The sequence below is a fragment of the Parabacteroides caecihominis genome, assembly GCF_023656785.1.
Taxonomy (GTDB): Bacteria; Bacteroidota; Bacteroidia; order Bacteroidales; family Tannerellaceae; genus Parabacteroides; species Parabacteroides segnis.
In genome coordinates, this window is sequence record NZ_JAMOKS010000009.1 from 1 (window position 1) to 21126 (window position 21126).

At 38.4% G+C, this 21126-nt stretch carries 23 protein-coding genes and 2 pseudogenes; 15 read left to right on the plus strand and 10 right to left on the minus strand.

Features of this window, described 5'->3' with window-relative positions; genetic code table 11:
- Positions 1–115: 115 nt before the first annotated feature.
- The 3 genes and pseudogenes from NBH14_RS28915 to NBH14_RS08980 form a co-directional block, all read right to left on the minus strand.
- Positions 116–202: pseudogene (locus NBH14_RS28915) on the minus strand (DUF3876 domain-containing protein); the annotation flags it as partial.
- Positions 189–503 (minus strand): helix-turn-helix domain-containing protein, encoded by a 315-nt coding sequence (locus NBH14_RS08975; protein ID WP_036610024.1) that lies wholly within the window; start codon positions 501–503, stop codon positions 189–191. The pseudogene NBH14_RS28915 and the gene NBH14_RS08975, both read right to left, overlap by 14 nt.
- A gap of 134 nt (positions 504–637) precedes the next feature.
- Positions 638–1576, minus strand: a complete 939-nt coding sequence (locus NBH14_RS08980; RefSeq protein ID WP_186961687.1) for an AraC family transcriptional regulator — start codon at positions 1574–1576, stop codon at positions 638–640.
- Between the two features lie 93 nt (positions 1577–1669).
- On the opposite strand from NBH14_RS08980, the gene NBH14_RS08985 reads away from it, so the two are divergent.
- The 12 genes and pseudogenes from NBH14_RS08985 (at position 1670) to NBH14_RS28925 (ending at position 11285) form a co-directional block, all read left to right on the plus strand.
- The gene (locus NBH14_RS08985) at positions 1670–2701 is read left to right on the plus strand and encodes an EFR1 family ferrodoxin (protein ID WP_186961688.1); all 1032 of its coding nucleotides are present in this window, start codon (positions 1670–1672) and stop codon (positions 2699–2701) included.
- A gap of 38 nt (positions 2702–2739) precedes the next feature.
- The gene (locus NBH14_RS08990) at positions 2740–2967 is read left to right on the plus strand and encodes a hypothetical protein (protein WP_186961689.1); all 228 of its coding nucleotides are present in this window, start codon (positions 2740–2742) and stop codon (positions 2965–2967) included.
- Positions 2968–2971: 4 nt separating this feature from the next.
- Positions 2972–3355, plus strand: a complete 384-nt coding sequence (locus NBH14_RS08995) for an RteC domain-containing protein (RefSeq protein WP_186961690.1) — start codon at positions 2972–2974, stop codon at positions 3353–3355.
- Positions 3356–3484: 129 nt separating this feature from the next.
- Positions 3485–3835 (plus strand): helix-turn-helix domain-containing protein, encoded by a 351-nt coding sequence (locus tag NBH14_RS09000; RefSeq protein WP_186961691.1) that lies wholly within the window; start codon positions 3485–3487, stop codon positions 3833–3835.
- 255 nt (positions 3836–4090) lie between these two features.
- Positions 4091–4675, plus strand: coding sequence for a BfmA/BtgA family mobilization protein (locus NBH14_RS09005; protein WP_186961692.1), 585 nt, complete (start codon positions 4091–4093; stop codon positions 4673–4675).
- 4 nt (positions 4676–4679) lie between these two features.
- Positions 4680–5644 (plus strand): annotated as a pseudogene (locus NBH14_RS09010) (DUF5712 family protein).
- Positions 5645–5766: 122 nt separating this feature from the next.
- On the plus strand, positions 5767–7548 hold the full coding sequence (locus NBH14_RS09015; RefSeq protein ID WP_057326142.1) for a KAP family P-loop NTPase fold protein: 1782 nt from the start codon (positions 5767–5769) through the stop codon (positions 7546–7548).
- A complete protein-coding gene (locus tag NBH14_RS09020) occupies positions 7548–8282 on the plus strand; it encodes a Qat anti-phage system associated protein QatB (RefSeq protein ID WP_186961693.1) in 735 nt (244 codons plus the stop codon). Before NBH14_RS09015 ends, NBH14_RS09020 begins: the two co-directional genes overlap by 1 nt.
- The gene (gene qatC, locus NBH14_RS09025; RefSeq protein WP_186961694.1) at positions 8272–9603 is read left to right on the plus strand and encodes a Qat anti-phage system QueC-like protein QatC; all 1332 of its coding nucleotides are present in this window, start codon (positions 8272–8274) and stop codon (positions 9601–9603) included. The genes NBH14_RS09020 and qatC overlap by 11 nt, the downstream gene beginning before the upstream one ends.
- Complete coding sequence (locus NBH14_RS09030; protein WP_186961695.1) at positions 9600–10310, plus strand: TatD family hydrolase; 711 nt, start codon at positions 9600–9602, stop codon at positions 10308–10310. The genes qatC and NBH14_RS09030 overlap by 4 nt, the downstream gene beginning before the upstream one ends.
- A 287-nt stretch (positions 10311–10597) precedes the next feature.
- Positions 10598–10936 carry an ISAon1 family transposase N-terminal region protein gene (locus NBH14_RS28920; RefSeq protein WP_369981315.1) on the plus strand — a complete coding sequence of 113 codons (339 nt, stop codon included), beginning with the start codon at positions 10598–10600 and terminating at the stop codon, positions 10934–10936.
- Positions 10937–11126: 190 nt separating this feature from the next.
- Entirely contained in the window at positions 11127–11285 is a 159-nt protein-coding gene (locus NBH14_RS28925) for a hypothetical protein (protein ID WP_436277995.1), read from the plus strand.
- A gap of 266 nt (positions 11286–11551) precedes the next feature.
- On the opposite strand, the gene NBH14_RS09040 is transcribed toward NBH14_RS28925, so the two are convergent.
- Positions 11552–12304, minus strand: a complete 753-nt coding sequence (locus NBH14_RS09040; protein WP_186961696.1) for a carbon-nitrogen hydrolase family protein — start codon at positions 12302–12304, stop codon at positions 11552–11554.
- 9 nt (positions 12305–12313) lie between these two features.
- Positions 12314–13267, minus strand: coding sequence for a bifunctional helix-turn-helix transcriptional regulator/GNAT family N-acetyltransferase (locus tag NBH14_RS09045; protein ID WP_186961697.1), 954 nt, complete (start codon positions 13265–13267; stop codon positions 12314–12316).
- A gap of 264 nt (positions 13268–13531) precedes the next feature.
- Between NBH14_RS09045 and NBH14_RS09050 the strand changes: the two genes are divergently transcribed.
- Entirely contained in the window at positions 13532–13750 is a 219-nt protein-coding gene (locus tag NBH14_RS09050; RefSeq protein WP_186961698.1) for a hypothetical protein, read from the plus strand.
- A 15-nt stretch (positions 13751–13765) separates the two neighbouring features.
- Here the strand turns inward: NBH14_RS09050 and NBH14_RS09055 are convergent, their stop codons facing one another.
- Positions 13766–14386 (minus strand): CatB-related O-acetyltransferase, encoded by a 621-nt coding sequence (locus NBH14_RS09055; protein WP_186961699.1) that lies wholly within the window; start codon positions 14384–14386, stop codon positions 13766–13768.
- A complete protein-coding gene (locus tag NBH14_RS09060) occupies positions 14383–15540 on the minus strand; it encodes a 6-bladed beta-propeller (RefSeq protein WP_186961700.1) in 1158 nt (385 codons plus the stop codon). The genes NBH14_RS09055 and NBH14_RS09060 overlap by 4 nt, the downstream gene beginning before the upstream one ends.
- Before the next feature lie 396 nt (positions 15541–15936).
- Here NBH14_RS09060 and NBH14_RS09065 point away from each other — a divergent pair, with 396 nt between their 5' ends.
- Both NBH14_RS09065 and NBH14_RS09070 read left to right on the plus strand, forming a co-directional pair.
- Complete coding sequence (locus NBH14_RS09065; protein ID WP_250817329.1) at positions 15937–16743, plus strand: helix-turn-helix domain-containing protein; 807 nt, start codon at positions 15937–15939, stop codon at positions 16741–16743.
- 10 nt (positions 16744–16753) lie between these two features.
- Positions 16754–17608 carry an AraC family transcriptional regulator gene (locus NBH14_RS09070; RefSeq protein WP_186961702.1) on the plus strand — a complete coding sequence of 285 codons (855 nt, stop codon included), beginning with the start codon at positions 16754–16756 and terminating at the stop codon, positions 17606–17608.
- A gap of 38 nt (positions 17609–17646) precedes the next feature.
- Here the strand turns inward: NBH14_RS09070 and NBH14_RS09075 are convergent, their stop codons facing one another.
- The 3 genes from NBH14_RS09075 to msrB all read right to left on the minus strand — a co-directional run bounded on the left by NBH14_RS09075 (position 17647) and on the right by msrB (position 21090).
- Positions 17647–18702: a Gfo/Idh/MocA family oxidoreductase gene (locus NBH14_RS09075; RefSeq protein WP_186961703.1), complete on the minus strand. Its 1056-nt coding sequence runs from the start codon at positions 18700–18702 to the stop codon at positions 17647–17649.
- Positions 18703–18736: 34 nt separating this feature from the next.
- On the minus strand, positions 18737–19933 hold the full coding sequence (locus NBH14_RS09080; RefSeq protein ID WP_186961704.1) for a DUF4272 domain-containing protein: 1197 nt from the start codon (positions 19931–19933) through the stop codon (positions 18737–18739).
- Between the two features lie 65 nt (positions 19934–19998).
- A complete protein-coding gene (gene msrB / locus NBH14_RS09085; protein ID WP_186961705.1) occupies positions 19999–21090 on the minus strand; it encodes a peptide-methionine (R)-S-oxide reductase MsrB in 1092 nt (363 codons plus the stop codon).
- Positions 21091–21126 lie beyond the last annotated feature (36 nt).

Sequence of the window (21126 nt, forward strand, 5' to 3'; positions counted from 1 at the left end):
TTAAATTATTGTAATTTTACGCTCGTCGGGACGGGTGGTCTCGCCCCTTGGCGATGGCCGTTCCCCGACCGATGAGTTTTATAGAGAAAAATAATGCGTGACACAGTTTATTTTACACTACCTGATTCAGATTAACGCTTTCCCATGTGCCGACAATGGAAAACAGGTTGAAGGACAGGTAATCTTCTTTAGTTCTTCTCATAAGGCATAATTTGTTTGGGTGATTGATTTTGTGTTTCACTGTCTGCAATAATTCTTTCAATATCGGAAGATTTATAATAAATCTTGCTACCGATTTGAGAATAAGCCAGTCGCCCGCTACTCCGGTAATATTGTAGCGTTCGCTTGCTAAAGCCTAACAACAGGCACACTTCCTGACTATCCAGCCAGTTCTCTACTTTCTGAGTATGAGTGCTGCACAAACTTTCTATCCGTTTGGCAAACTCGGTGAACCGTTCGCAGACATACGAAAAGGTTCTTTTTTCAATGGTTACTACTTCCATACTTTCATTTTTAAATGGTTTATAAAACGTGTTGATTTAACTTTCACCAGCAAATGAAAGAAGAATCAAGAGACGTTTTTTAAACTGTCTGGAAGTGGTATATACCGTCTACTTTTGGCTATAACTTTATTAAGTCATTCTATTGGAAGACACATAAAGACTTTATAAGGCTGAGAAAATAAGTTATTATCTTTTGCTTCGTACATTTCATAAATAGAAGCATCCCGTAATTTATAGCATTTTTCTATAACGGTTAGATACATTGTGTTCCATGCTTTATCATATTCAGTATCAAACAAATCAAAAGAACCTACCAAATATTTTCCTTCAGGAATAGTCCGCTTCCCTATTTTTCCTTTTGGTTTAATATTATTAGGTATAGTTATACATACACTTTGACGATTTTTCTCAAACTTTGTTACGGTGGGATCATCATGATAAATGGTAAAGAATCTAGTAGAATGACTGTCAAATAATTGATTCTGATTAGCCCAATCAAATAAAGTTGTATAAGTATTTCCTATTTCGTAGAAATCACCTATATAAGGCAAATAGGCTACTTCAAATTTAGGCATCCTTTTTATGCAGATATATGGATTTTTGATAAAAGTAATATTCCCTAATGCGAAAGAATCAATTTGTTTGTTATTTATCGAAGTATCAGTTCTTTCAACTAATTCCCCTAAAGAATTAAAGAATTGTCTATTACTAGAAAAAACAGCCTTTTTTTGTTTACGGAATTCATGGGCTGTCATGCCAAAGCACTTTCTAAATGCACGACTAAAGGATGTTTGATTGGAAAAACCGCATCTATAGGCTATTTCTACAATTGGAATCTTTTTATCTTCTAGAAGTAACCTTGCAGCCTTTTCTGTCCGCAATCTTAAAATGAAATCAGCAGGAGTTTCTCCTTGTAAAGCCGTGAAGATTCTATGAAAATGAAATGGAGAAAAATTCGCATGACAAGATATAACGTCAAGATTCAACGTCTTATCTAAGTTTTCCTCTATATAGAGAATTACAGAGTTGACTCTTGATAAATAGTCTTCTGTACTTTTTTCCAAATTACTCATACATTTATAATATTGCTATAAAGTTAGCAAGAAATGTAAAATGCAGCAATAGAGAGATGCCTATATTTACATATTAATAAGACTGTAGGCAATATGAAGAAAATTGAGAAAGTAATAATATTCTATTTTTCAGGGACAGGAAATACCCGAATGATAGCTTCATGGTTCTCAAAGTGTGCTTTGGAAAACAATACATATTGCCAGATTTTTGATATTGCTTCAAAAAATGATCTGTATTTGAAAGAAATAGATTCTGAATCTCTGATTATTATCATATCTCCTATACATGGATTCAACTATCCGAAAATTACATTAGATTTTATTCGTAGTTTTCAAAAAGGGAATAATCAAGTAGTACTGATGAACACTAGAGCAGGAATGAAAATAGGCAATATGATTACTCCGGGATTAACGGGTATCGCGTTCTTTCTATCCTCATTCATCCTAAAGAAAAAGGGATATAACATCATCGGACAAATACCTTTTGATATGCCATCCAATTGGCTATCAATACACCCTGCACCCCGTAAAGAAGCTATCAGGTTTATTTATGAAAAGAATTACCATCGCATACAAAGTCATTTCGGAAAATTATATTTGGGAAAAACAGACTTTGCTTCTAACAGAGATATAATTCAGGATTTATTAATATCTCCCATTGCTTTGGCATACTATGTCGTTGGCAGATTCTTTTTGGCAAAATCCTATTATGCATCAAGTAAATGCAATAATTGTAGTCTTTGTATCAGGCAATGCCCCGTCCAAGCAATCAGAATGATTAACGCCCGTCCATTTTGGAGTTTGAAGTGTGAAAGTTGCATGAAGTGTATGAATTACTGTCCTTTACAAGCAATAGAAACAACACATGGTTTATGGCTCGTTATTATCGTTTTGACATCAACCGTATGTACATTTCTATTCCACGACTTGTTACCAAATGTATATTGGATAATCAGATTTTTGGTTTCCAATATAATATTATTCACTCTTTTATTGGTTTTATATCGTATACAGCATTGGGCATTAAGAAATAAGTTCATAGCGAAAGTGATTTCACTAACTTCTCTGACACATTATAAATTCTGGGGAAGATATAAAGCAAATCAAAATCATACTGTACAGTAAAGTTCTATTCAATATTAACAAATAAAACTCAACTGTTTATGAATGATTTATTACAAATGAGGATATTCGGACTTTTGACCGAAACCTCACAGGAAATTACTAACGAAGAAATGCAAAATGCCTATGGTGAATTTATTAAACAGACTAGAGCCGTGAGTAATGGAAATGATTATTCTTCTATTTATCGGATTCTTACAGCTACCCATATTGAGTTAGCTTCACTGGAAACATCTTCTCTTTACGGGCAGGGGGAAAAATGCGCTTAAAAAGATGTTCTTGCAAAAAACGTTAGCAATTATCAATGCTGAATTAAACCTGTTAGACCTAAGAATCAAACATCCTGAACCATTTCAACAACAGAAAGAGAGAACGTCTATTTCTCCGCTTTACCTTACAACTGAAACCTATCTTGTAGAAATAATGGAGATAGTAAGCGGATTATTCCTATCTAAAAGAATAGTTACCCATACTGGAGCAGAATCGCCACTTACAGAAATCGGAAGAGCATTTGAACATCTCTTTAATATCAAACTGGGCGATATTCATAAGAAGCATGAAAGCGTTATTAGCCGTAAACCATCCAAAGTAACCGGATTTTTAGATACGCTTCGTAAAGCTATTACCGAAGAAAGTAAGAATAAAGGTTATCTGTAAATCAGTCATTTACCAACTATTCTTAGGGGTGTAGTATATCTACTCCCCTAACTTATTTGCATCCGTTTGCCGAACTTTGCTTCATCAATCGGTTGAAAACAATAATGTTTAACTAAAAAATGAAGCAAAATGTATGTAGATAATGAAAACTTCGATAAGTGGATGGAGAAGCTATCGAAGAAACTCAACGAAATAGGTCAGAACCTGCAATCATTAATCAATACCGATAAAGTGTTGGATGAAAACGACCGACTGTTAGACAATCAGGATTTAGCTTTCCTGCTGAAAGTATCTTTCCGAACCTTACAACGATATCGGGCGAGTGGCAAACTTCCTTATTTTACGATAAGCCATAAAACCTATTATCGTGCGGCTGACATTCGGGCATTTGTTCAAGAAAATGCCGATAGCAAGACCTACGAACGGTTCAAAAAGGAAAATCAGCTTGATAAGCAAACCTCGGCAAAACATGGTGGGTAATGTTGCCACCTGATGAAGTGCTATCACTCCCCATTTAGCAGAAACCGCCTAGCCCTATGGCTTGACTCGTTTCGCTAAATGGAGCAAGAGGGAACTGGACAAGTCCTGTTCTTCCCTCTTGCCCTGCGGGGCAAAGCCTTCGGCTTTAGCGTGTTACAAAAACACGCTGTAATGACACCTGTAATAAGCATTTCCTTTTCAATGCTTATTATCAAGCATTTATCTATTCATATTTCTATAAAAAAAGTAATTACCATGCCAAATAGCAGTCGAAAAACGATATTCACTACCATTTCCATAGACAAGGAAACGGCAGCTTTGGTAGAGAAGATATGCAAACGCTATTCACTGAAAAAGAGTGAAGTTGTAAAACTGGCGTTCGGGTATATCGATAAGGCACATATCAGCCCATCCGAAGCACCTGAATCCGTAAAATCGGAACTGGCGAAAATAAATAAGAGACAGGATGATATTATCCGCTTCATTCGTCACTATGAGGAAGAACAGCTGAATCCCATGATACGAGCAACAAATTCTATTGCTTTGCGTTTCGATGCTATCGGCAAAACTTTAGAAACTCTAATTCTCTCTCAACTGGAAGCCAGCCAAGAGAGACACACAGCCATATTGAAAAAGTTAAGTGAACAGTTCTGTAATCATGCCGATGTAATAAACAACCAATCCAAACAGATAAATGCACTATACCAGATACACCAACGGGATTATAAAAAGCTACTTCAACTGATACAACTCTATTCGGAACTTTCTGCTTGTGGTGTGATGGATAGCAAAAGAAAAGAGAACCTGAAAGCTGAAATCAGCAATCAGATAAACACATAAAGCTATGCACATTGATTTTGCTCCACCATCGAACGGAACGTATAATAATGCAGGAAGTAGCCGACAGTTAGCCAATTATTTAGAGCATGAGGACTTGGAACGGATGGAGAAAGGTATTTATACCGAAGGCTTTTTCAATCTGACAGATGATAACATCTATAAATCAAAGGTCATAAAAGATATAGATTCTAATATCGGACAACTATTAAAAACGGATGCTAAGTTTTATGCTATTCATGTCAGCCCATTGGAAAAAGAACTCCAAGCAATGGGTAATACAGAGCGGGAACAAGTAGATGCAATGAAACGCTACATCCGTGAGGTGTTTATTCCTGAATATGCCAAGAACTTCAATAAAGAATTGTCCGCTTTGGATATAAAGTTCTATGGTAAGATTCATTTTAACCGTAGTCGTTCTAATAACGAACTGAATATGCATTGTCATTTGATTGTGAGCCGGAAAGACCAAGCAAATAAAAAGAAGCTATCTCCACTTACCAATCACAAGAACACCAAGAACGGAGTAATTAAAGGTGGCTTCAATCGTGTGAATTTATTCCAACAAGTAGAACAGGGTTTTGATAGACTGTTTAGCTACAACCGCAAAAAATAGAATCGTTTGATTACCACAACACTATGAAGAACGGTTCTATCTCCGAACAGCTTAAACTGCAAGAGCAAGAACTTCAATCCAATGAAAGAAAAATAGGAATCAATCAAAAAAACTTGCTTCTTACCACTCTTGAAACTTTGGAAGCTAGAAATCAAACTCTCAATACAGATACTTATATTACTACCAACCAAAAGATAAACAATTCCGACAAACAATCATTCCATCAAGCTAACAGTCAATTGTTTAACTCGTCAATATCCTTTTTTTCTACCCAAAGTAATTTATTATCATCTTCTAGCATATCAGAAGAGGAAAAAGCAAAATATAAAAAGAGAAGAAAATATAAGCGAAGATGATGAAATCAATCAAAATTACTTTTATTCAAAAAAAACACTCCTATAGAGCTTATAAGTTAATCTTATTTTATAAATTTGTAAAAGTGAGAGTAAACTAAGGTAAATATAGAAAATCTACGACTATGTGGCAAGATAATATTTCAAAGAACGATATGCTTGGATTCGATTTACATGCTCGAATCATAATTGCCCTTTTACAAGAGCAAAAAATGTTACCACTAACTTTGGGCGTTTTTGGAGACTGGGGAAGTGGAAAATCCAGCATTCTTGAAAAAATATATGAAGAATTAAAAACAAAGTCTTTCCAAGACAAAGGAATCTTTACAATTCAGTTTAACGGATGGACTTTTGAAGGCTATGATGACGCAAAAGCCGCCTTAATGGAAGCAATAGTAAAAAAGATAGAAGACGAATTTAAAACTATTGAGGAAGTAAAATCTGTTGCTAAAAGACTATACAAGTCAATAAACTGGATGCGTGTAGCAAAGGTAACAGTTCCTATAGCTACTGCCTATTTTACAGGTGGAGCTTCTATCATTCCTCAGATAATATCTAATTTAAAAGAATTTAAAGATACTCCTCAAAAAATAATAGACTTACTTTGTAGTGATAAAGCTGAGGATAAAATAAAGGAATTTATAAAAGAGAACCCAGACACTCCTAGTCAAGAAAGTCAATCTATACGCGAATTCAGAAAAGATATGACGGAATTATTAGCCAAATCAAATATAAAAGAATTAGTCGTTATAATTGATGATTTAGATCGTTGTCTGCCAGAAAGAATTATAGATAATTTAGAAGCTATAAAATTATTCTTAAACGTTGATAATACAGCATTCATAATAGGAGCTGATCCTAGAATAGTAGAAAGTGCAATAACACATCGATACAAAGATAAGTTTCCACTAAACCCCAGTATGTCAGATGGAGAAGATGCTATGGATAAAAAAATTGTTAGAGATTATTTAGAAAAGCTGATACAAGTCCCTTACAATCTTCCTAAATTATCTGATACAGAAGTAAATACTTATATTACTTTACTTTTCTGCGAGAATGCATTTTCGCATGAAGAATTTGAATCAGTTTACCTTGATTTTTTGAATTTTAAAGAAAAAAAGAGATACTCTGCTTATGATATTAAAATAATCAAAAGTCGATTAGGTGAGGAAATTATAAAAAAGTTAGATGATGATTGCTTGCTAATCTGCCAATTATCAGGTCTAATTGCAACTTGTTTAAAAGGAAATCCAAGACAAATAAAGCGTTTTCTAAACATGTATATGTTAAGAAAAAAAATTAAAGATGCTGCACAAATGAAAGATATAAATGAAACTGTGCTAGCTAAACTAATGATATTGGAATATAAATCTCCATCACTATTTGGAGAAATATATCAGGACTTAAATCCTAAAACTGGTAAATCTTCAAAAATCAAGAAATATGAAAAAGCAGAAACTAAAGATTTGCCGCAAAATTGGAAGGACGAGTCTACAATACAATGGTTACAGTCAAGTCCCAAATTAGCAGAATTTAATTTATTGGATTATTTTTGGTTATCAAGAGATAAACTAAGTTCTTTATCTTCCTTGTATATGACCGATCCTGAAATTAGAAGTTTGTTTATTGAACTATCAGCTCCAGATCTTCCAGAACCTGTCATAAAAAAGATAGTGGATGAAAAACTCAGAATTTTAGATAAAGAGAAACAACTTTCCTTTTACACACTTCTATCGAATAAAATAATAGAAGATCCTAGTAAAAGAGGGTTGTATCATTTATTTGAATATACAATAGATCTTGAAACCTGTAAATCATCCTATCAAACAACAATATCAACATGTGGATCAAAAGTTCCACCTGCAGCAAAAAAAGCATATGAACGTCTTTTAAATCCTAAAAAATAATGGGAACATCAACTAGTTACAAAGGCTTGAAAGGAACTCCCGGATGGAGAGAATTAAGTACTACTGTTACATCTTCGTGTGGAAGCAGTAAAGATAATGCAGCTCAAAGAGCTTTCTGTAAACATGCGAGCTTTGTCAGAGAGAATAGAAGGGGAAATCATGGAGGGGGAAGTGGAGTAGGACATGCAGGAACTAAAGCTGCCAAGAAACTACAATCTACATTTTCTTCAATTCGCCAAACAGGGCTAAGTCAATCATTAGCCTCATGGGGGATGCTTCTGAATGAACATTCTCAGCCCAAAGATGTCATTAACTTTCTACTTGAACATGTATGTGGTAGTGCTTCTTCTTTAGATGAAGTTGCTGCAAAACAAGCTGAAAAAATGTTATTAGAAGAAATTTGTCTTGATGCAGAGTCAATCCAAGATCTACAAGACAAGTTTCAAGAAACACTTCAACAGTATTCAGATATTCAGTTGCTTGTAAGATATTTCACATATTATCTCTTCACGCATTTAAGTCAAAGGTTCTATGAAAGTTTGGTGAGAAAAAAGGGGAAAGACAATGCCGGAAGACTATTTCAAGATATAAAAGATTATATTAAAGAATGTGTCATAGATGTTTCTGCTCAACATGATTTACAAAGAATTAATTGGAATAATGCTGAGGGGCTTGATATAGAAGAACGTATATTTAATGAAACTTTAAATGCATTTGCAGATTATGAGAATTAATATAGAAAACATTGAATCATACAATGGTAAAATCCAATTTCGACTTTCAGCAATAAATGAAAATCGTTCTTTTAATGGTCTTTTAACAATTGCATTGAAAGATTTATATGCATACGCAGGTACTGTTGAAGGAGAAGCATTCGATTTACTCTTACTCGCATCAACAGTTTACGGAATTGACATACTAGTAAAAAGAGAATATATTGCTTCTGATAAATGGAGTAGAGATTTAGAGTTTACGCTTCCTGTAGCAGATCCAGACAAATGGGGAAATGTACATGATAAAGTAAATCAACTATTACATTTTCTAACAGCAGACTATTGGAATATTGATTTTGTAAAACGAGAGCAAGAACTTAATATACCGATCTATGAAATAAAAAATATATCCGTAGATTCTTATAAAAAAGTATGCTTATTTTCTGGTGGTATGGATTCTTTGATTGGAGCTATTGATTTGCTACATGATAATAAAGATAAAATTTTATTTATATCTCATTATGACAGTATTTTTAAAGGAGCAAAAGCTGACCAAGACAAAATTATTCCTATTTTAAAAGAAAATTTCCCTAAATCATTTGATCATATACAGACCCGAATAGATATTAAAGGAAGTTCTAGAGAAACTACATTAAGAAGTCGTTCTTTTATGTTTTTAAGTCAGGCTATATATGCAGCTAGTAATCTTGCCCCTAATATAGAAATTATACTACCAGAAAATGGAACAATAGCACTAAACCATCCTTTAACAGCATCTAGATACAGCACTTGTAGTACTCGTACGGCTCATCCTTATGTCATAAAAGAATTGAATGAGATAGCTCAAATATTAGGTTTACCTAATAATATAATGAATCCATATGAGTTTAAAACAAAAGGTGAGATGGTGGAAGAGTGCGTAGATAAAGAATTATTTAAAATAACATTTCCTTTATCTTGTTCATGCGCAAAAAGGGGGACAAGAAAGGATATTCGTGAAAATCCTCATGCTATTAACTGTGGAATATGTATGCCTTGTATATATAGAAGAGCAGCTTTACATAAAATAGGGCTAGATACTGAAGATATAGGTACAAACGCTTTAAATCCAAATGACTTAATAAGGGATTTAATGCATATACCTGATATGCCTGCATTCTTGGACTTTTTAGCACATGATCTTTCAAAAAAAGAAATAGAAGCTAATCTGCTTTGCAATGGTTCACTTCCTTTGGATGAACTTTCAAATTATGCAGATGTTGTAGTTAGAGTAAGAGAAGAGCTAAAACAATGGATTGAAGATAAAGGAAATGAAGAAATAAAACATAGAATTCATATATGATTATTGATACCCATTGCCATTTTGATATGATGAAATCCCCTGAATCATATATTCAAGAAATAGAGAATAAAGGGGACATAGTTATTGGTATGACCAATATGCCAAGTCATTTTAAGATGGGAGTTCCTTTTGTTAAAAAATACAAGCATGTTAGACTTGCTTTAGGATTACACCCTTTATTAGCAAGTGAACAAGATAATGAGTTGGAGCTTTTTAAGCGACTATTACCACAAACATCATATATAGGAGAAGTTGGGCTTGACTTTTCTAGAGATGGTTATTCAATAAAAGAAAAGCAGATTAAAAATTTTGAATTTGTTCTTCAATGTATAGTTAATAAAAATAAGTTACTCAGTATCCATTCCAAAAGAGCAGAAGAGACTGTTTTAGAATTATTGAAAAAATATCATATCTCAAATGCAATATTTCATTGGTACAGTGGAAATCTATCTACGCTAAACAAAATATTAGAATGTAATTATTACTTTTCCTTAAATGAAGCTATGATCGAAAGTAGTAATGGTAAAAAGCTAATATCATATATGCCATTGAATAGAATCTTAACAGAAACAGACGCTCCATTCAATAAAAAATGTAATATTAATAACGTAATTGCTTATTTGGCAAAAGAACACAATCTAAGTATAGTGGAAATTGAAAGTACAATTAAAACAAACTTCTATTCATTAATCAATAATGTACAATAAAATAAAATCATTATCTTTGCCCTCAGTATTCTCCATGAGCAAACTACCGCAAAAGCACGTAGCAAATTAGTGGGATAATTCATGGGATATGCTTGAAGCTAAAAATATAAAGTTTTAAATATCAGCGTGGTAACTCCGTTAGGAGAATCCCAGGCGGATCACGATTGTGAAAAGTAAACCGCTGTAAACGAGATGTTTATGGCGGTTTTTTATTTGCCTACTGGCAGAAATACTGGATCATACCGAAATCCTGAGGGAAAAGATTAAAATATTCTTGTCTTCGCTTTATATTTCCGGATGGAAGGTTTGATTATTTTGAATTATGTGATTTTAAAGAAGAATCTGATAAGGTTGAATTTTATTTTGAAGAGAAGAATATTGTTCCGGTAGAATATTCTACAGAAAAACTGGAAAGTAAAGGTTTCTATGAGCAAGTGAGAATGCATGATTATCCCATGCGTGGTCGTACTTGTTTATTATATATAAGAAAGCGTCGTTGGTTCAATCACAATACGGGTAAATATGTCAGTCGCAATTGGAAGTTAGTGGCAGAAGGCACGCAAATATCGGTTGAGTTTGCGTCTTTTTTAAAAGCATTGGATCGACTCTCGTGCAATAAGCATTAGTTCGTTGGCCGATCATTATGGAATGGAGGCCAAGCAACTTGAATCATAATACAAGAACCATCTGAGTGATTTTAGAAAATGGGGGCAACTTGCTCATGCTCAGGATTGGATTCTATTTGAGAAAAATATAGGACCCTATGTTGGCCTGGATGAAACCTCCCTCTCTACCGGTGAACTCTATACCATCCTAATCAACAAGGAGGCAAAAGGGGAGAAGGGAACAATAATAGCTATGATCAAAGGGACGTCAGCAGAGAAAGTCTCAAAGGTCCTTCTCAAACTCTCGCGCCGTCGTCGTTTTCAAGTTCGGGAAATTACTCTGGATATGGACCCAATATGGCTCAGATAGCGCGTATCTGTTTTCCTGCCCCCAAGCAGGTGATTGATCGTTTCTTCTTATTTAGACTAGCTAATATTTATGCATAATCTTTTCCCTCAGGATTTTGGTATGATCTGAGGAAATAATGGGTAGGTATAAAAAAACGAAATGGTCTGCTTTCACAAGCGGGCCATCTCTTATTAACCAAAACCTTAACTATGAAAAAATTTACGTTTTTCACCAGCAAATGTACAATTTATTTTTTAATAACCTTGAGGAAATATTATTATTTTTCCTCAAGGTTGCATTTTTAACATTTCTCCTCGTTGCATGTCGATAGACTTGGTCTGAGTATCATAAATCAACAGACCTTCTGTTTTGCTGTCGAGCTGGGCAATCAAGTTGCCGTCCGTATCCCATACGGATGATTTGCCGGCACATTCGTAGCCTCCTGATGTCCCGATATAATTCGACATGAAGGTGACCATCTTGTATCCGGAGGCTGTCCGGGAAAGTTTTTCGATGTCGGCATCAACACCATTGACAGAGTTCAGAACGCTTGCAATATAGATGTTGGCGTTCATTTTATGTGCATAATCCACGTGTTCGCTATTGGATAACTCGTAGCAGATGGCGGGAGCAATAATGTCTGTTTTGCCAAAAGGAATCACACATGGGGTAGTACCTGGTGTGAATATCCTTTTTTCAGTAGGATATAAATATTGTTTTGAATAGGTGATTCTTTCCTGGTTGGGTTGGAAAATGATCATACTGATACATATTTCATGATTGCTGATGGTGGGGAGCCCTACGCCAATGATGAGATTGTTCCTGTCGCTTATTTCCTGCAAGGGAGTCAATCGCTCATCGTATGGATGAGTTGCCAGTTCCCTTGCTAACTCCGGTTCGTAGCCGGTCAGAGACAGTTCCGGAAACATAATCAGGTCCGGTCGTTTTGCCAATGCTGCCGTTATGAACTTCAGGTGTTTGTCCAGATTCTTTTGAATATCACCTTTTATAGGTTCAATTTGTGCAATACAGATTCTCATATAATTTCTTTATTTGATTGTTAATTCCATTTGTATATTTCCTCTTTGGTAGGCATGGTGATAATTGCTGAGTTCTTTGAAACCCAGTTTGCGGTATAGATGAATAGCTGGTTTCAGCAGTGTGTTGCTTTCCAGGAAAATCTTTTTACAACTGAGTTCCACAGCCTTATTTATGGCTGTTTCGCATAGGAGGATTCCGAGACCTTTACCCTGAACTTTGGGACTGACGGCGAGTTTGGCTAATTCGTAATCGTAAACAGGATCATCCATTTTGTATAAAGCGCATGTGCCGACCGGTTCGTCTTTGTACAGGGCAATAAAGATATAGCCGCCTTTGTCCAGAATATATTCCTGCGGATGGTCGAGTGCATGATAGTCGGCCTCTTCCATTTCCCAATGGGTGGTTATCCATTCTTCATTGAGTGCACGAAAGGCGGCCTGGTGACAAGGTTCATAAGGTATGATTTTGATATCTTTGCTTTCTCTGGCTTTTTTCTCTTCTTTTACCCGTTGCAGCAGAGATTTCTCTTCTAGCAGATTCTCCCATTCCTCGATTGCTTTCCATAAGTCGTTCTCGGTCTGTCGGGTGATTTGTTCGATGGCTGCTGCCACATCCACACATTGTTCAGCAAATGAATCCGACATCTTTTTCCCTTTGGAGGACAACATGACTACGTTTCGTCTTCCATCAGACTTGTCCTTTGTCTCTTTCACCAATCCCTTGGCTACCATTTCTTTGATGATATTGCTCACAGAAGGGTGGGAGTGACCGATTTCTTTTGCAATGGAGGTGATTGTCCATGCTTCTCCATGGGATAGAACGAAAAATACGGGAAACCATTTCGGCTTGAGGTCTACCCCGAACATTTCATAGATTGAAGCCGCATCCATTGTGATTTTATCGGTCAGCATCCGTAGCCGACTGCCGATAGCCATCTTCCCTGTCTGATTAAAAAATTCCATATCTGTAGAGTTTATGTTATTGAATACGTAATTGATTACGCAAATGTAAGAGCTTTTAGGAATATGACCAAATATTTCCAGGATAGGATGAATGTTTGAAATGCCTGTCCATGGAATAGGACTGTAGCGCCATAAGTTTTTCTCCGGCTTTGTTTGTAGTTTATTTTCCTTGTTTCGTCATCTGAAATGACGTGATTCGTCGAATAAGTCTTTTCCGAGTTGCAATAGAGCCTACTTTTGCATTCCAATTTATTATTAATGTGTATGAAAAAGTATATTTTGATTTTCCGGACATCCGTAAGAAATAAACAAGATATAAAGCGTATCGAAGCGCTTTTCGTCCAATTCCCCCAAATCGACAAATGGCATGTGGACTTGGAGAATTGGGAGAAGGTATTGAGGATAGAATGCCGGGAAATGATTCCGGCTACCATCTTAAACGCATTACAGACTATCCATATTTATGCGAAGGAGCTGGAATAGCATCTGTCGCATAACTTATAGGTCTGACAACGAGCCGCAGTTTTTCCCCATGATATAAGGTAAAGAACGGCGTATCTTTTCGGTGGGCCAGTCCCACCATTGTAATTCCTGTAACCGGGCGATTGTTTCTTCGTCGAAGCGTTTGCGTATTTCCCTGGCCGGCGTTCCGCCTACGATGGTATAAGGAGGGACGTCTTTGGTGACGACTGCCCGTGCTGCTATGACGGCCCCGTCTCCGATATGTACACCTGCCATGATTACAGCCTCATAGCCTATCCATACATCGTTGCCGACGACGATGTCGCCTTTGTTGTCCCAGGCAGAGGCGACGTCTTTTTTATCCAGGTCCCACTCTTCGAAGAATAGGGGAAATGTATAATTAGACAGGGAATCTAATGTATGGTTGGCACTGTTGAAAAGGAATTTCGCTCCACAGGCGATGGAACAAAACTTGCCGATTATCAGTCGGTCTTTATTGATAGGATAATGATATAAAACGTTGTTCTTCTCGAACTGGGTCGGATCGTTGACAAAATCGTTGTATATCGTATAGTCGCCGACAAGGATATTGGGGTTTGTAATGACTGTGTTCAGATAGATAGTCTGAAAGTCGTTTGTACGTGGATATGTTTTCATTTCTTTTGTTTTACAAGCATAATTACCGGATTGTCTTCTTCATCCAACCTCGAGGCTATTTCTTTCAATTTGCCCTCTTTCAGTTGGTCTTTCTTGTAAATCTCAACGAGAGGGGAGGCATTTAGACTGGCGACGTTTTCGATTTCGCGATTAATTGATTTCGCAGTCATAGCCACGGTTCTTTTTTCTGCATAGTCATTATTGTATACGGCAACTTGATACAGGCTTTTTTCTTTCTTGTCGTACACCAGTTCATCCGTATAGAATCCGTTACCCTTTTCAAAGTTAAATACATTTTTAACGGTTTCCATAAAATAATAACGGTCGGTATGAATACCCATATAAAGAAAAACTTCGGGCTGCATGTTATGCGCAGAGGGAGTTCTTACGATAAAGGGGGTTAATGTTCCATCCGGTGCATAGTTATACAATGTGTCGGCTGATGCGTCCATGAGTGTCCATTGACCGTGGCTCAGGCGTATTTGGTAAGAATAACTTGCCACAAAGTTACTCCCATCGGTCACTATCGGTGCGTTAATCGTTTTAAAAGGGATAAAAATCTCCCGGGTGATGCTTCCATCCTGTTTGGATAGAATAACATGGTATGCTTTGCTTCTTTCCTTTCCTTTATTATGATAATCTGACATATCATAGCAAATCAAATTATTTTTGTCGTAATCGAAAACAGATGAAACTTCCCAGCCCAGGTTCAGACACCGTTTGAATTTTCCGTAAAGGTCGTACACCAGGATTTTATTGCCCGGCGACTTTACGAATATTTCGCCATTGCTTTCATCAAGAATAATCTCGTTAATCCTTGTATATTCTTCCGCTCCTGGCCCTTGCCGGTTTATCTTTCTTACTCCTTTGCCTGTTTTTCTGTCAAAAATAAAAATATCCCCGTCGTTATTCCTGTTTGTCACCAGTAAACATTTTTTTCCTACATCTTTTACCAGACCTTGTGTAAGAAACTCGTCGGTGGTTTCCAACGCAATATATTCCACATCCATAAAATCCTGAAGAATCAGTTCCTTTTTAGGATAGCTTTTCGATACGTCGACGGTGATTAAATCATCGGTTGACTGTTTGTTTTCTCCACACCCTGCCAATACCACCAACAGAATGATTGCTAGAATTGTATTCGTTTGTTTCATTGCAACGATCTTTATGTGACAAACATACATAAAATAATCGTCGCATTGTATGCGAACCGAATAAAAATCAAGATAACTCTCTATAACGATTCTTTTTTGTTTAGGATAAAAAGAATGAAAAGAGCTAATGTTTTTTTATTTAGAGGTAGGTGTAAATCGATTTAGACCTACCTCTAAATGAAAATAGACCTACCTCTAAATTTATTTACACCTACCTCTAACAAAAGAATCATTGGATATATGATCAAAAGACTTTTAGGCGATACTGATAAAAGATTTAGTTTGCAGAATATGTCTTATTTTTTTAACTAAAGATAAAATCACCCAACATAATAAACTAAAAGACACCTTTTTATGTTTACCCGGAAATTAAATTACAGACAAAAAGACATGATGATGAAAGCAGAAAGAATCTTACCTGTTGATTTGTATAATTCCGTATCAACGCCGGAACTGAAGCTCGAAAGTTCGCTGAGAATCCTATATGTAAAAGAGGGTGAAGACTATAAATTGCTGCCTCTGGACTCGGGTACCCTGGTCGTAATCTGTACCGGAGGAACTTTTACCTGTAAAGCCTTGCACCATACATACGATGTATCGGCCGGACAACTTTTGCTCGCTGCCAGTGACGACGTGACGGCGGTCGAAGCCTTTCTCAGCACCCGGTTTTCCGGAATAATTGTTTATGTGTCCGAAGAGCTGTTGATTAACCGCCAGCGCCTCGTGTACCGCGATATTCCTTCCGACGAAATCGAGGAGACAAAAATCTATCTGCGCCTTGTCGAATCGCAAATAGAACAGATGAAAGAGATGCGTGCGAAGGTGGTCGAATCTCTCCTGAGAGCTCTGATTATAAATTTACAACAGGGAAAAGCGGTGTCTGACACACCGAAAACAGAAAATTCACTCTTTTTCCAACAATTTGCGACATTAATTAGTAGATATCACCATTCTCCTGCGTACTTTTACGCAGAGAAATTAGGAATCACTTCGCAAGAGTTGAATATCCGGTGTAAGCAAGGAGCCGGTATTTCTGCGGCCGAGTGGATTAGTGAGTTCGTATTGCTGGAAGCAAAAGACCTGTTATCGAAAACCCGTCTGCGTCCTTCGCAGATTGCAACGATGCTGGGATTTGCCAACCACGACACTTTCTCACGTTGGTTCCGCAGGCATACGGGGGAGATTCCGACGGAATGGAGATAACACTAAGCATATGAATACGATAGATTTATTATTTGAGAACACAAAGATTAAAGGAAAAGTCATTTTATCAGACTCCTTACATGAAAACAAGGCTTTGCTGAAGGATAAAACCTTGTATAAGTTTATATGGGTTTTGTCCGGCCAACTGGAACTGGATGTCGACCACCAACCGGTCGTATTGAAAGAAGGCCAGTTGCTCACCTTGTCCCATCTGCACCATGTGGACTTTGTCCGGGTGGACGGTGAGTATCTGTCTTTGTTGTTCAACAGTAATTTTTATTGTATTTACGGCAACGACCATGAGGTTTCGTGCAACGGGTTGCTGTTTCACGGTTCCTCGCATGTCGTTATCTTTGATTTGTCCGGTGAGGAGCGGCGGAAAATCGCGACGCTGACCGGGATTATGCGTGAAGAATTTGAAAGCCGCGACCATTTGCAGGATGAAATGCTCCGCGTGCTGTTGAAACGCTTTATTATATTATGTACGCGTATCGCAGAAAACAGGCAGGGCGTAAGGAAGGAAAACGGGATGCAGTTTGAGACGATTCGCAAGTTCTATGTCCTGGTCGATACCCATTTCAAAGAAAAGAAACAGGTGCAGGAATATGCCGATATGCTGAATAAGTCGCCCAAGACGCTGGCTAACTTGCTGTCTACCTACCAACAACCTTCGGCCATCCGCGTAATCCACAACCGGGTGCAAGCAGAGGCGGAGCGCCTGCTGCTCTATTCATCCAAAAGCTCCAAAGAGATTGCCCTGATGCTGGGTTTTGAAGACCAGGCCACCTTCAGCCGCTTTTTCAAAAATACCACCGGATTGAGTACAACTGAGTACCGGAAGAAGAATAAAATCATCAAAGAATAGCGCAACATTTGTTTCTCCCGTTTGCTTATCGGATTGGGTTATAAGTTCTGAACTGATTTTGTCCGGCTGCTTTCCCAGGCCGCTTCAATCAGGCGGATAACGTCTACCACTTCGCGGGCATCGCTTTCTAAAGCGGCTCCGTTACGGATATGCTGGTAAATGTTTTCGTAGAAAGCTCCGTAATTGCCCGGGAGGCTCGGATATCGTTCGCGTACATTTATAGTATTCTTTTCGGTATGCAGGAGACCCCAGATGGAGGAATCCTCTTCGCCCCAATGAGGGGAGTCGGGCATCAAGCCGTTTGTCAGGTCCTCTTCCTGGCGGTCGAGGCCGTATTTGACGAAAGAGCCTTCCGTGCCATGCAAGGTGAAACGCGGCTCACGCTCGCACATCAGGTAGCTGGCTTTCAGGGTGATTCTTACCTCAGGGGCCTTGGAGGGTTTCAGGAGATGGATGATGAAATAATCGTCTACCACTCCGTTATCGCGCAAGGTGGCGATGTCGGCAAAGATGGCCTGCGGCATGCCGAACAATTGCACGGCCTGGTCTATCACATGTGCTCCCAGATTGTAAGTCATGCCTCCTCCGGCTTCGCCTGTTTCTTTCCAGGTGCCTTGCTTAATGAAATTGCGGAAACGGGGGAAGGTCGATTCGAACTCGACCAGGCGTCCGAGCAGGTTTTTAGCGAGTATTTCCTTAACGGTCAGGAAATCGCTGTCCCAGCGGCGGTTCTGATAAACACTCAATGTCAATCCTTTTCCGGCGGCGAGGGCGACCAGTTCATTGGCTTCTTCTACCGTTTGGGTGAAAGGTTTTTCTACAATGACATGTTTTCCGGCTTCAAGTGCGCGACGGGCATATTCATAATGGGAACTGTCGGGAGTGTTGACTACGACCAGTTCCAGGCCGTCCACTTTCAGTAATTCGTCGAAGCTGCGGACGATGCGGGCTTGCGGATACCGTTCGTGGGCCAGGTTTTTGCTTCGTTCGGTGATAGCCGTCAGTTCGAAATGCGGATTCGTGCTGATAAACGGGGCATGAAATACCTGTCCTGACATTCCGTAGGCGGCTAATCCTGTTTTAATTTTATTCATAACATATAGGAGTTTGATTGATAGAGCAGCCGAATTATGTATTCGGCTGTATGTGATCCCAATCGGCACCGTTATTCGCTCCGATAATCCAGTTAAAAGCATAGTGGCGTTCTATCACGATTCCGCCGTCGATTCCGGTCGGAGCTTTTTGCCCATGAAGGCGTGCATCCACACAGGCCCAGTCGTAACGCAATGTAAGGTCTGCTTCATCCAGTATTTCCTTTTCCGGACGCGAATAGCCTTTGGACAATAAGTCCTGCAATCCTTTATGTTGCCAGAAAATAGCAGCCAGGACGGGCACATCGACAATCTCGGACGGATGGGAGAGGTCGTCGACAACACCTGCCGCCCAAAGCAGCACGGCGCAGCATTCATAACGCCATACGAACTGGATACAGGTTTGCCGTTCGGGTTTGGGGTCATTGATATAGGCTGTTTCTTTTGTCGTAAGGTAAGATTTGACGCCATACAAATCGTTCATCTTGTTGAAATAGAAGAGGGCTTTTTCGCGGTCCGCATCTTCCGAGAGGATGACTTCCGAATAGACGGCAACGGCAAACAAGGCGGCTGCCCGTTCCACCATTTCTTCACGGCTTCTCATCTGCACTTCGCTTTCCAGGACTTCACAGGGCAGTTGCTCCATATAAGGAATGTTTCTTGCTTTGAGCAGGGCGTTTGAGCGCAGGCGTCTTTTCATATCGGCAAGTGATTCTTGGGGGCGGTTTCCGTCCAGCAGGTCGGCATTGGCAACCGGGATAAATTCTGTCAACTGGCTTTCGCCTTTGATAGAGAATAGCAATTTGCCTTCCTGGGTATATATCTGCATGCTGGGATAGAGCAGGAAGCCGTTTACATCGTTCGCAATGGCGAAAAGGCCGTTGATGATATAGCTGGTGCGGTCTTCATTGTCGTCAATGTCGAAAGTGATGCCAGTCACGCAGTTGAATACGCGGATTTGCTGTAAAACGTTCTCCTTCAGTTCGACCAGCGGAGTTTCTGCTGAAGAAAAATAGTTTGCCATCCCGGCTGTATGGGAGGCGATAAAATCAGGCTTGTCCTGCCGGTGATTGATATTGAAGGAGATCGTTGAATCGTCTGCAAGGGTCAGGAGGATATTTCCGTTTTCCGGTGTGAACTCTTTTGTCATTTCTTTAAAATGCTCCCGGATGGCTGTTACGATGCGGCCGGGGTCGCCAATGACTGTGTATAGCGTGATATTCGCTTTTTCCATATTTACTTGATTTTATTCTTTTGCGAATATACTGTATTATTTAATTATTAATGATATAATTCGTTTTATTTCTTTTCGAGCAGTGGTATATAATCGGCATATCCTTCCTCTTTCATCTTTGCCTTTGGGATAAATTTCAGGGAGGCACTGTTGATACAATAACGTAGTCCTCCTTTGGCGATGGGGCCGTCATTGAACACATGTCCCAGGTGTGCGTCTCCTGTTTTGCTGCGTACCTCCGTCCGGTTCATGCCATAAGATTTGTCTGTTTTTTCCATAATCAAACTTTTATCTATCGGCTTTGAAAAGCTGGGCCAGCCACAGCCGGAGTCGAATTTATCCGTTGAGATGAATAATGGCTCGCCGGTTGTAATATCTACGTAGATGCCTTCCCGTTTTTCGTTCCAGTATTCATTCTTGAATGCCCGTTCCGTTGCATTCTGTTGTGTTACTGCATATTGTTCTGTGGTGAGTTTAGAACGCAGTGTTGCATCATCCGACTTTTCGAATTTCTTTTCCGGGGAAACCATATCGTTTGTTTTTCCTATATTAGCCTTCCGTGCAAAGTCAAACAAATCCGGATTTATATGGCAATAGCCATTAGGGTGTTTGTCCAAATAATCCTGGTGATAGTTTTCTGCCTGATAGAAATTAATTAATGGCTTAACTTCAACCACTACCGGTTTTGAATAGTTTTTCGCTAAAGCATTTACTGTTTCATTAATAATCGGGAGATCGGCCTTATCCGTATAATAAATCCCCGTACGGTATTGTGAACCCCGGTCATTGCCTTGCCGGTTAAGACTTGTCGGGTCTATGGTTTTGAAGAAAAGTTCTATTAGCAGTTTCAAATCGGCTTGTTGCGGATTATAACTGACTTTTACTGTTTCGGCAAATCCGGTGTTATCGTTACATATTTGTTCGTAGGTGGGATTTTTAATGGTTGTTTTCCCATTTGCATAGCCTACCTGAGTATTTGTTACGCCATTGATTTGTTTCATGAAATGTTCTGTTCCCCAGAAGCATCCGCCGGCAAAATAGATATCACTTTGAGTATTCATGTTCGTTTTTTTTGAAAGTTGATCATTCCTTGTAGTTTGTGCCATTGCTATCACGCTTGTCAATAACAATGCGGCAGTTAATATAAAACTCTTCATATCTGATATTTGTTTATAGTTAATATATAGATGAAT

Coding starts and splice junctions, on each gene's coding strand:
- NBH14_RS08975 (WP_036610024.1), bottom strand. CDS start 503: ATGGAAGTAGTAACCATTGAAAAAAGAACCTTTTCGTATGTCTGCGAA.
- NBH14_RS08980 (WP_186961687.1), bottom strand. CDS start 1,576: ATGAGTAATTTGGAAAAAAGTACAGAAGACTATTTATCAAGAGTCAAC.
- NBH14_RS08985 (WP_186961688.1), top strand. CDS start 1,670: ATGAAGAAAATTGAGAAAGTAATAATATTCTATTTTTCAGGGACAGGA.
- NBH14_RS08990 (WP_186961689.1), top strand. CDS start 2,740: ATGAATGATTTATTACAAATGAGGATATTCGGACTTTTGACCGAAACC.
- NBH14_RS08995 (WP_186961690.1), top strand. CDS start 2,972: ATGTTCTTGCAAAAAACGTTAGCAATTATCAATGCTGAATTAAACCTG.
- NBH14_RS09000 (WP_186961691.1), top strand. CDS start 3,485: ATGTATGTAGATAATGAAAACTTCGATAAGTGGATGGAGAAGCTATCG.
- NBH14_RS09005 (WP_186961692.1), top strand. CDS start 4,091: ATGCCAAATAGCAGTCGAAAAACGATATTCACTACCATTTCCATAGAC.
- NBH14_RS09015 (WP_057326142.1), top strand. CDS start 5,767: ATGTGGCAAGATAATATTTCAAAGAACGATATGCTTGGATTCGATTTA.
- NBH14_RS09020 (WP_186961693.1), top strand. CDS start 7,548: ATGGGAACATCAACTAGTTACAAAGGCTTGAAAGGAACTCCCGGATGG.
- qatC (WP_186961694.1), top strand. CDS start 8,272: ATGAGAATTAATATAGAAAACATTGAATCATACAATGGTAAAATCCAA.
- NBH14_RS09030 (WP_186961695.1), top strand. CDS start 9,600: ATGATTATTGATACCCATTGCCATTTTGATATGATGAAATCCCCTGAA.
- NBH14_RS09040 (WP_186961696.1), bottom strand. CDS start 12,304: ATGAGAATCTGTATTGCACAAATTGAACCTATAAAAGGTGATATTCAA.
- NBH14_RS09045 (WP_186961697.1), bottom strand. CDS start 13,267: ATGGAATTTTTTAATCAGACAGGGAAGATGGCTATCGGCAGTCGGCTA.
- NBH14_RS09050 (WP_186961698.1), top strand. CDS start 13,532: ATGAAAAAGTATATTTTGATTTTCCGGACATCCGTAAGAAATAAACAA.
- NBH14_RS09055 (WP_186961699.1), bottom strand. CDS start 14,386: ATGAAAACATATCCACGTACAAACGACTTTCAGACTATCTATCTGAAC.
- NBH14_RS09060 (WP_186961700.1), bottom strand. CDS start 15,540: ATGAAACAAACGAATACAATTCTAGCAATCATTCTGTTGGTGGTATTG.
- NBH14_RS09065 (WP_250817329.1), top strand. CDS start 15,937: ATGAAAGCAGAAAGAATCTTACCTGTTGATTTGTATAATTCCGTATCA.
- NBH14_RS09070 (WP_186961702.1), top strand. CDS start 16,754: ATGAATACGATAGATTTATTATTTGAGAACACAAAGATTAAAGGAAAA.
- NBH14_RS09075 (WP_186961703.1), bottom strand. CDS start 18,702: ATGAATAAAATTAAAACAGGATTAGCCGCCTACGGAATGTCAGGACAG.
- NBH14_RS09080 (WP_186961704.1), bottom strand. CDS start 19,933: ATGGAAAAAGCGAATATCACGCTATACACAGTCATTGGCGACCCCGGC.
- msrB (WP_186961705.1), bottom strand. CDS start 21,090: ATGAAGAGTTTTATATTAACTGCCGCATTGTTATTGACAAGCGTGATA.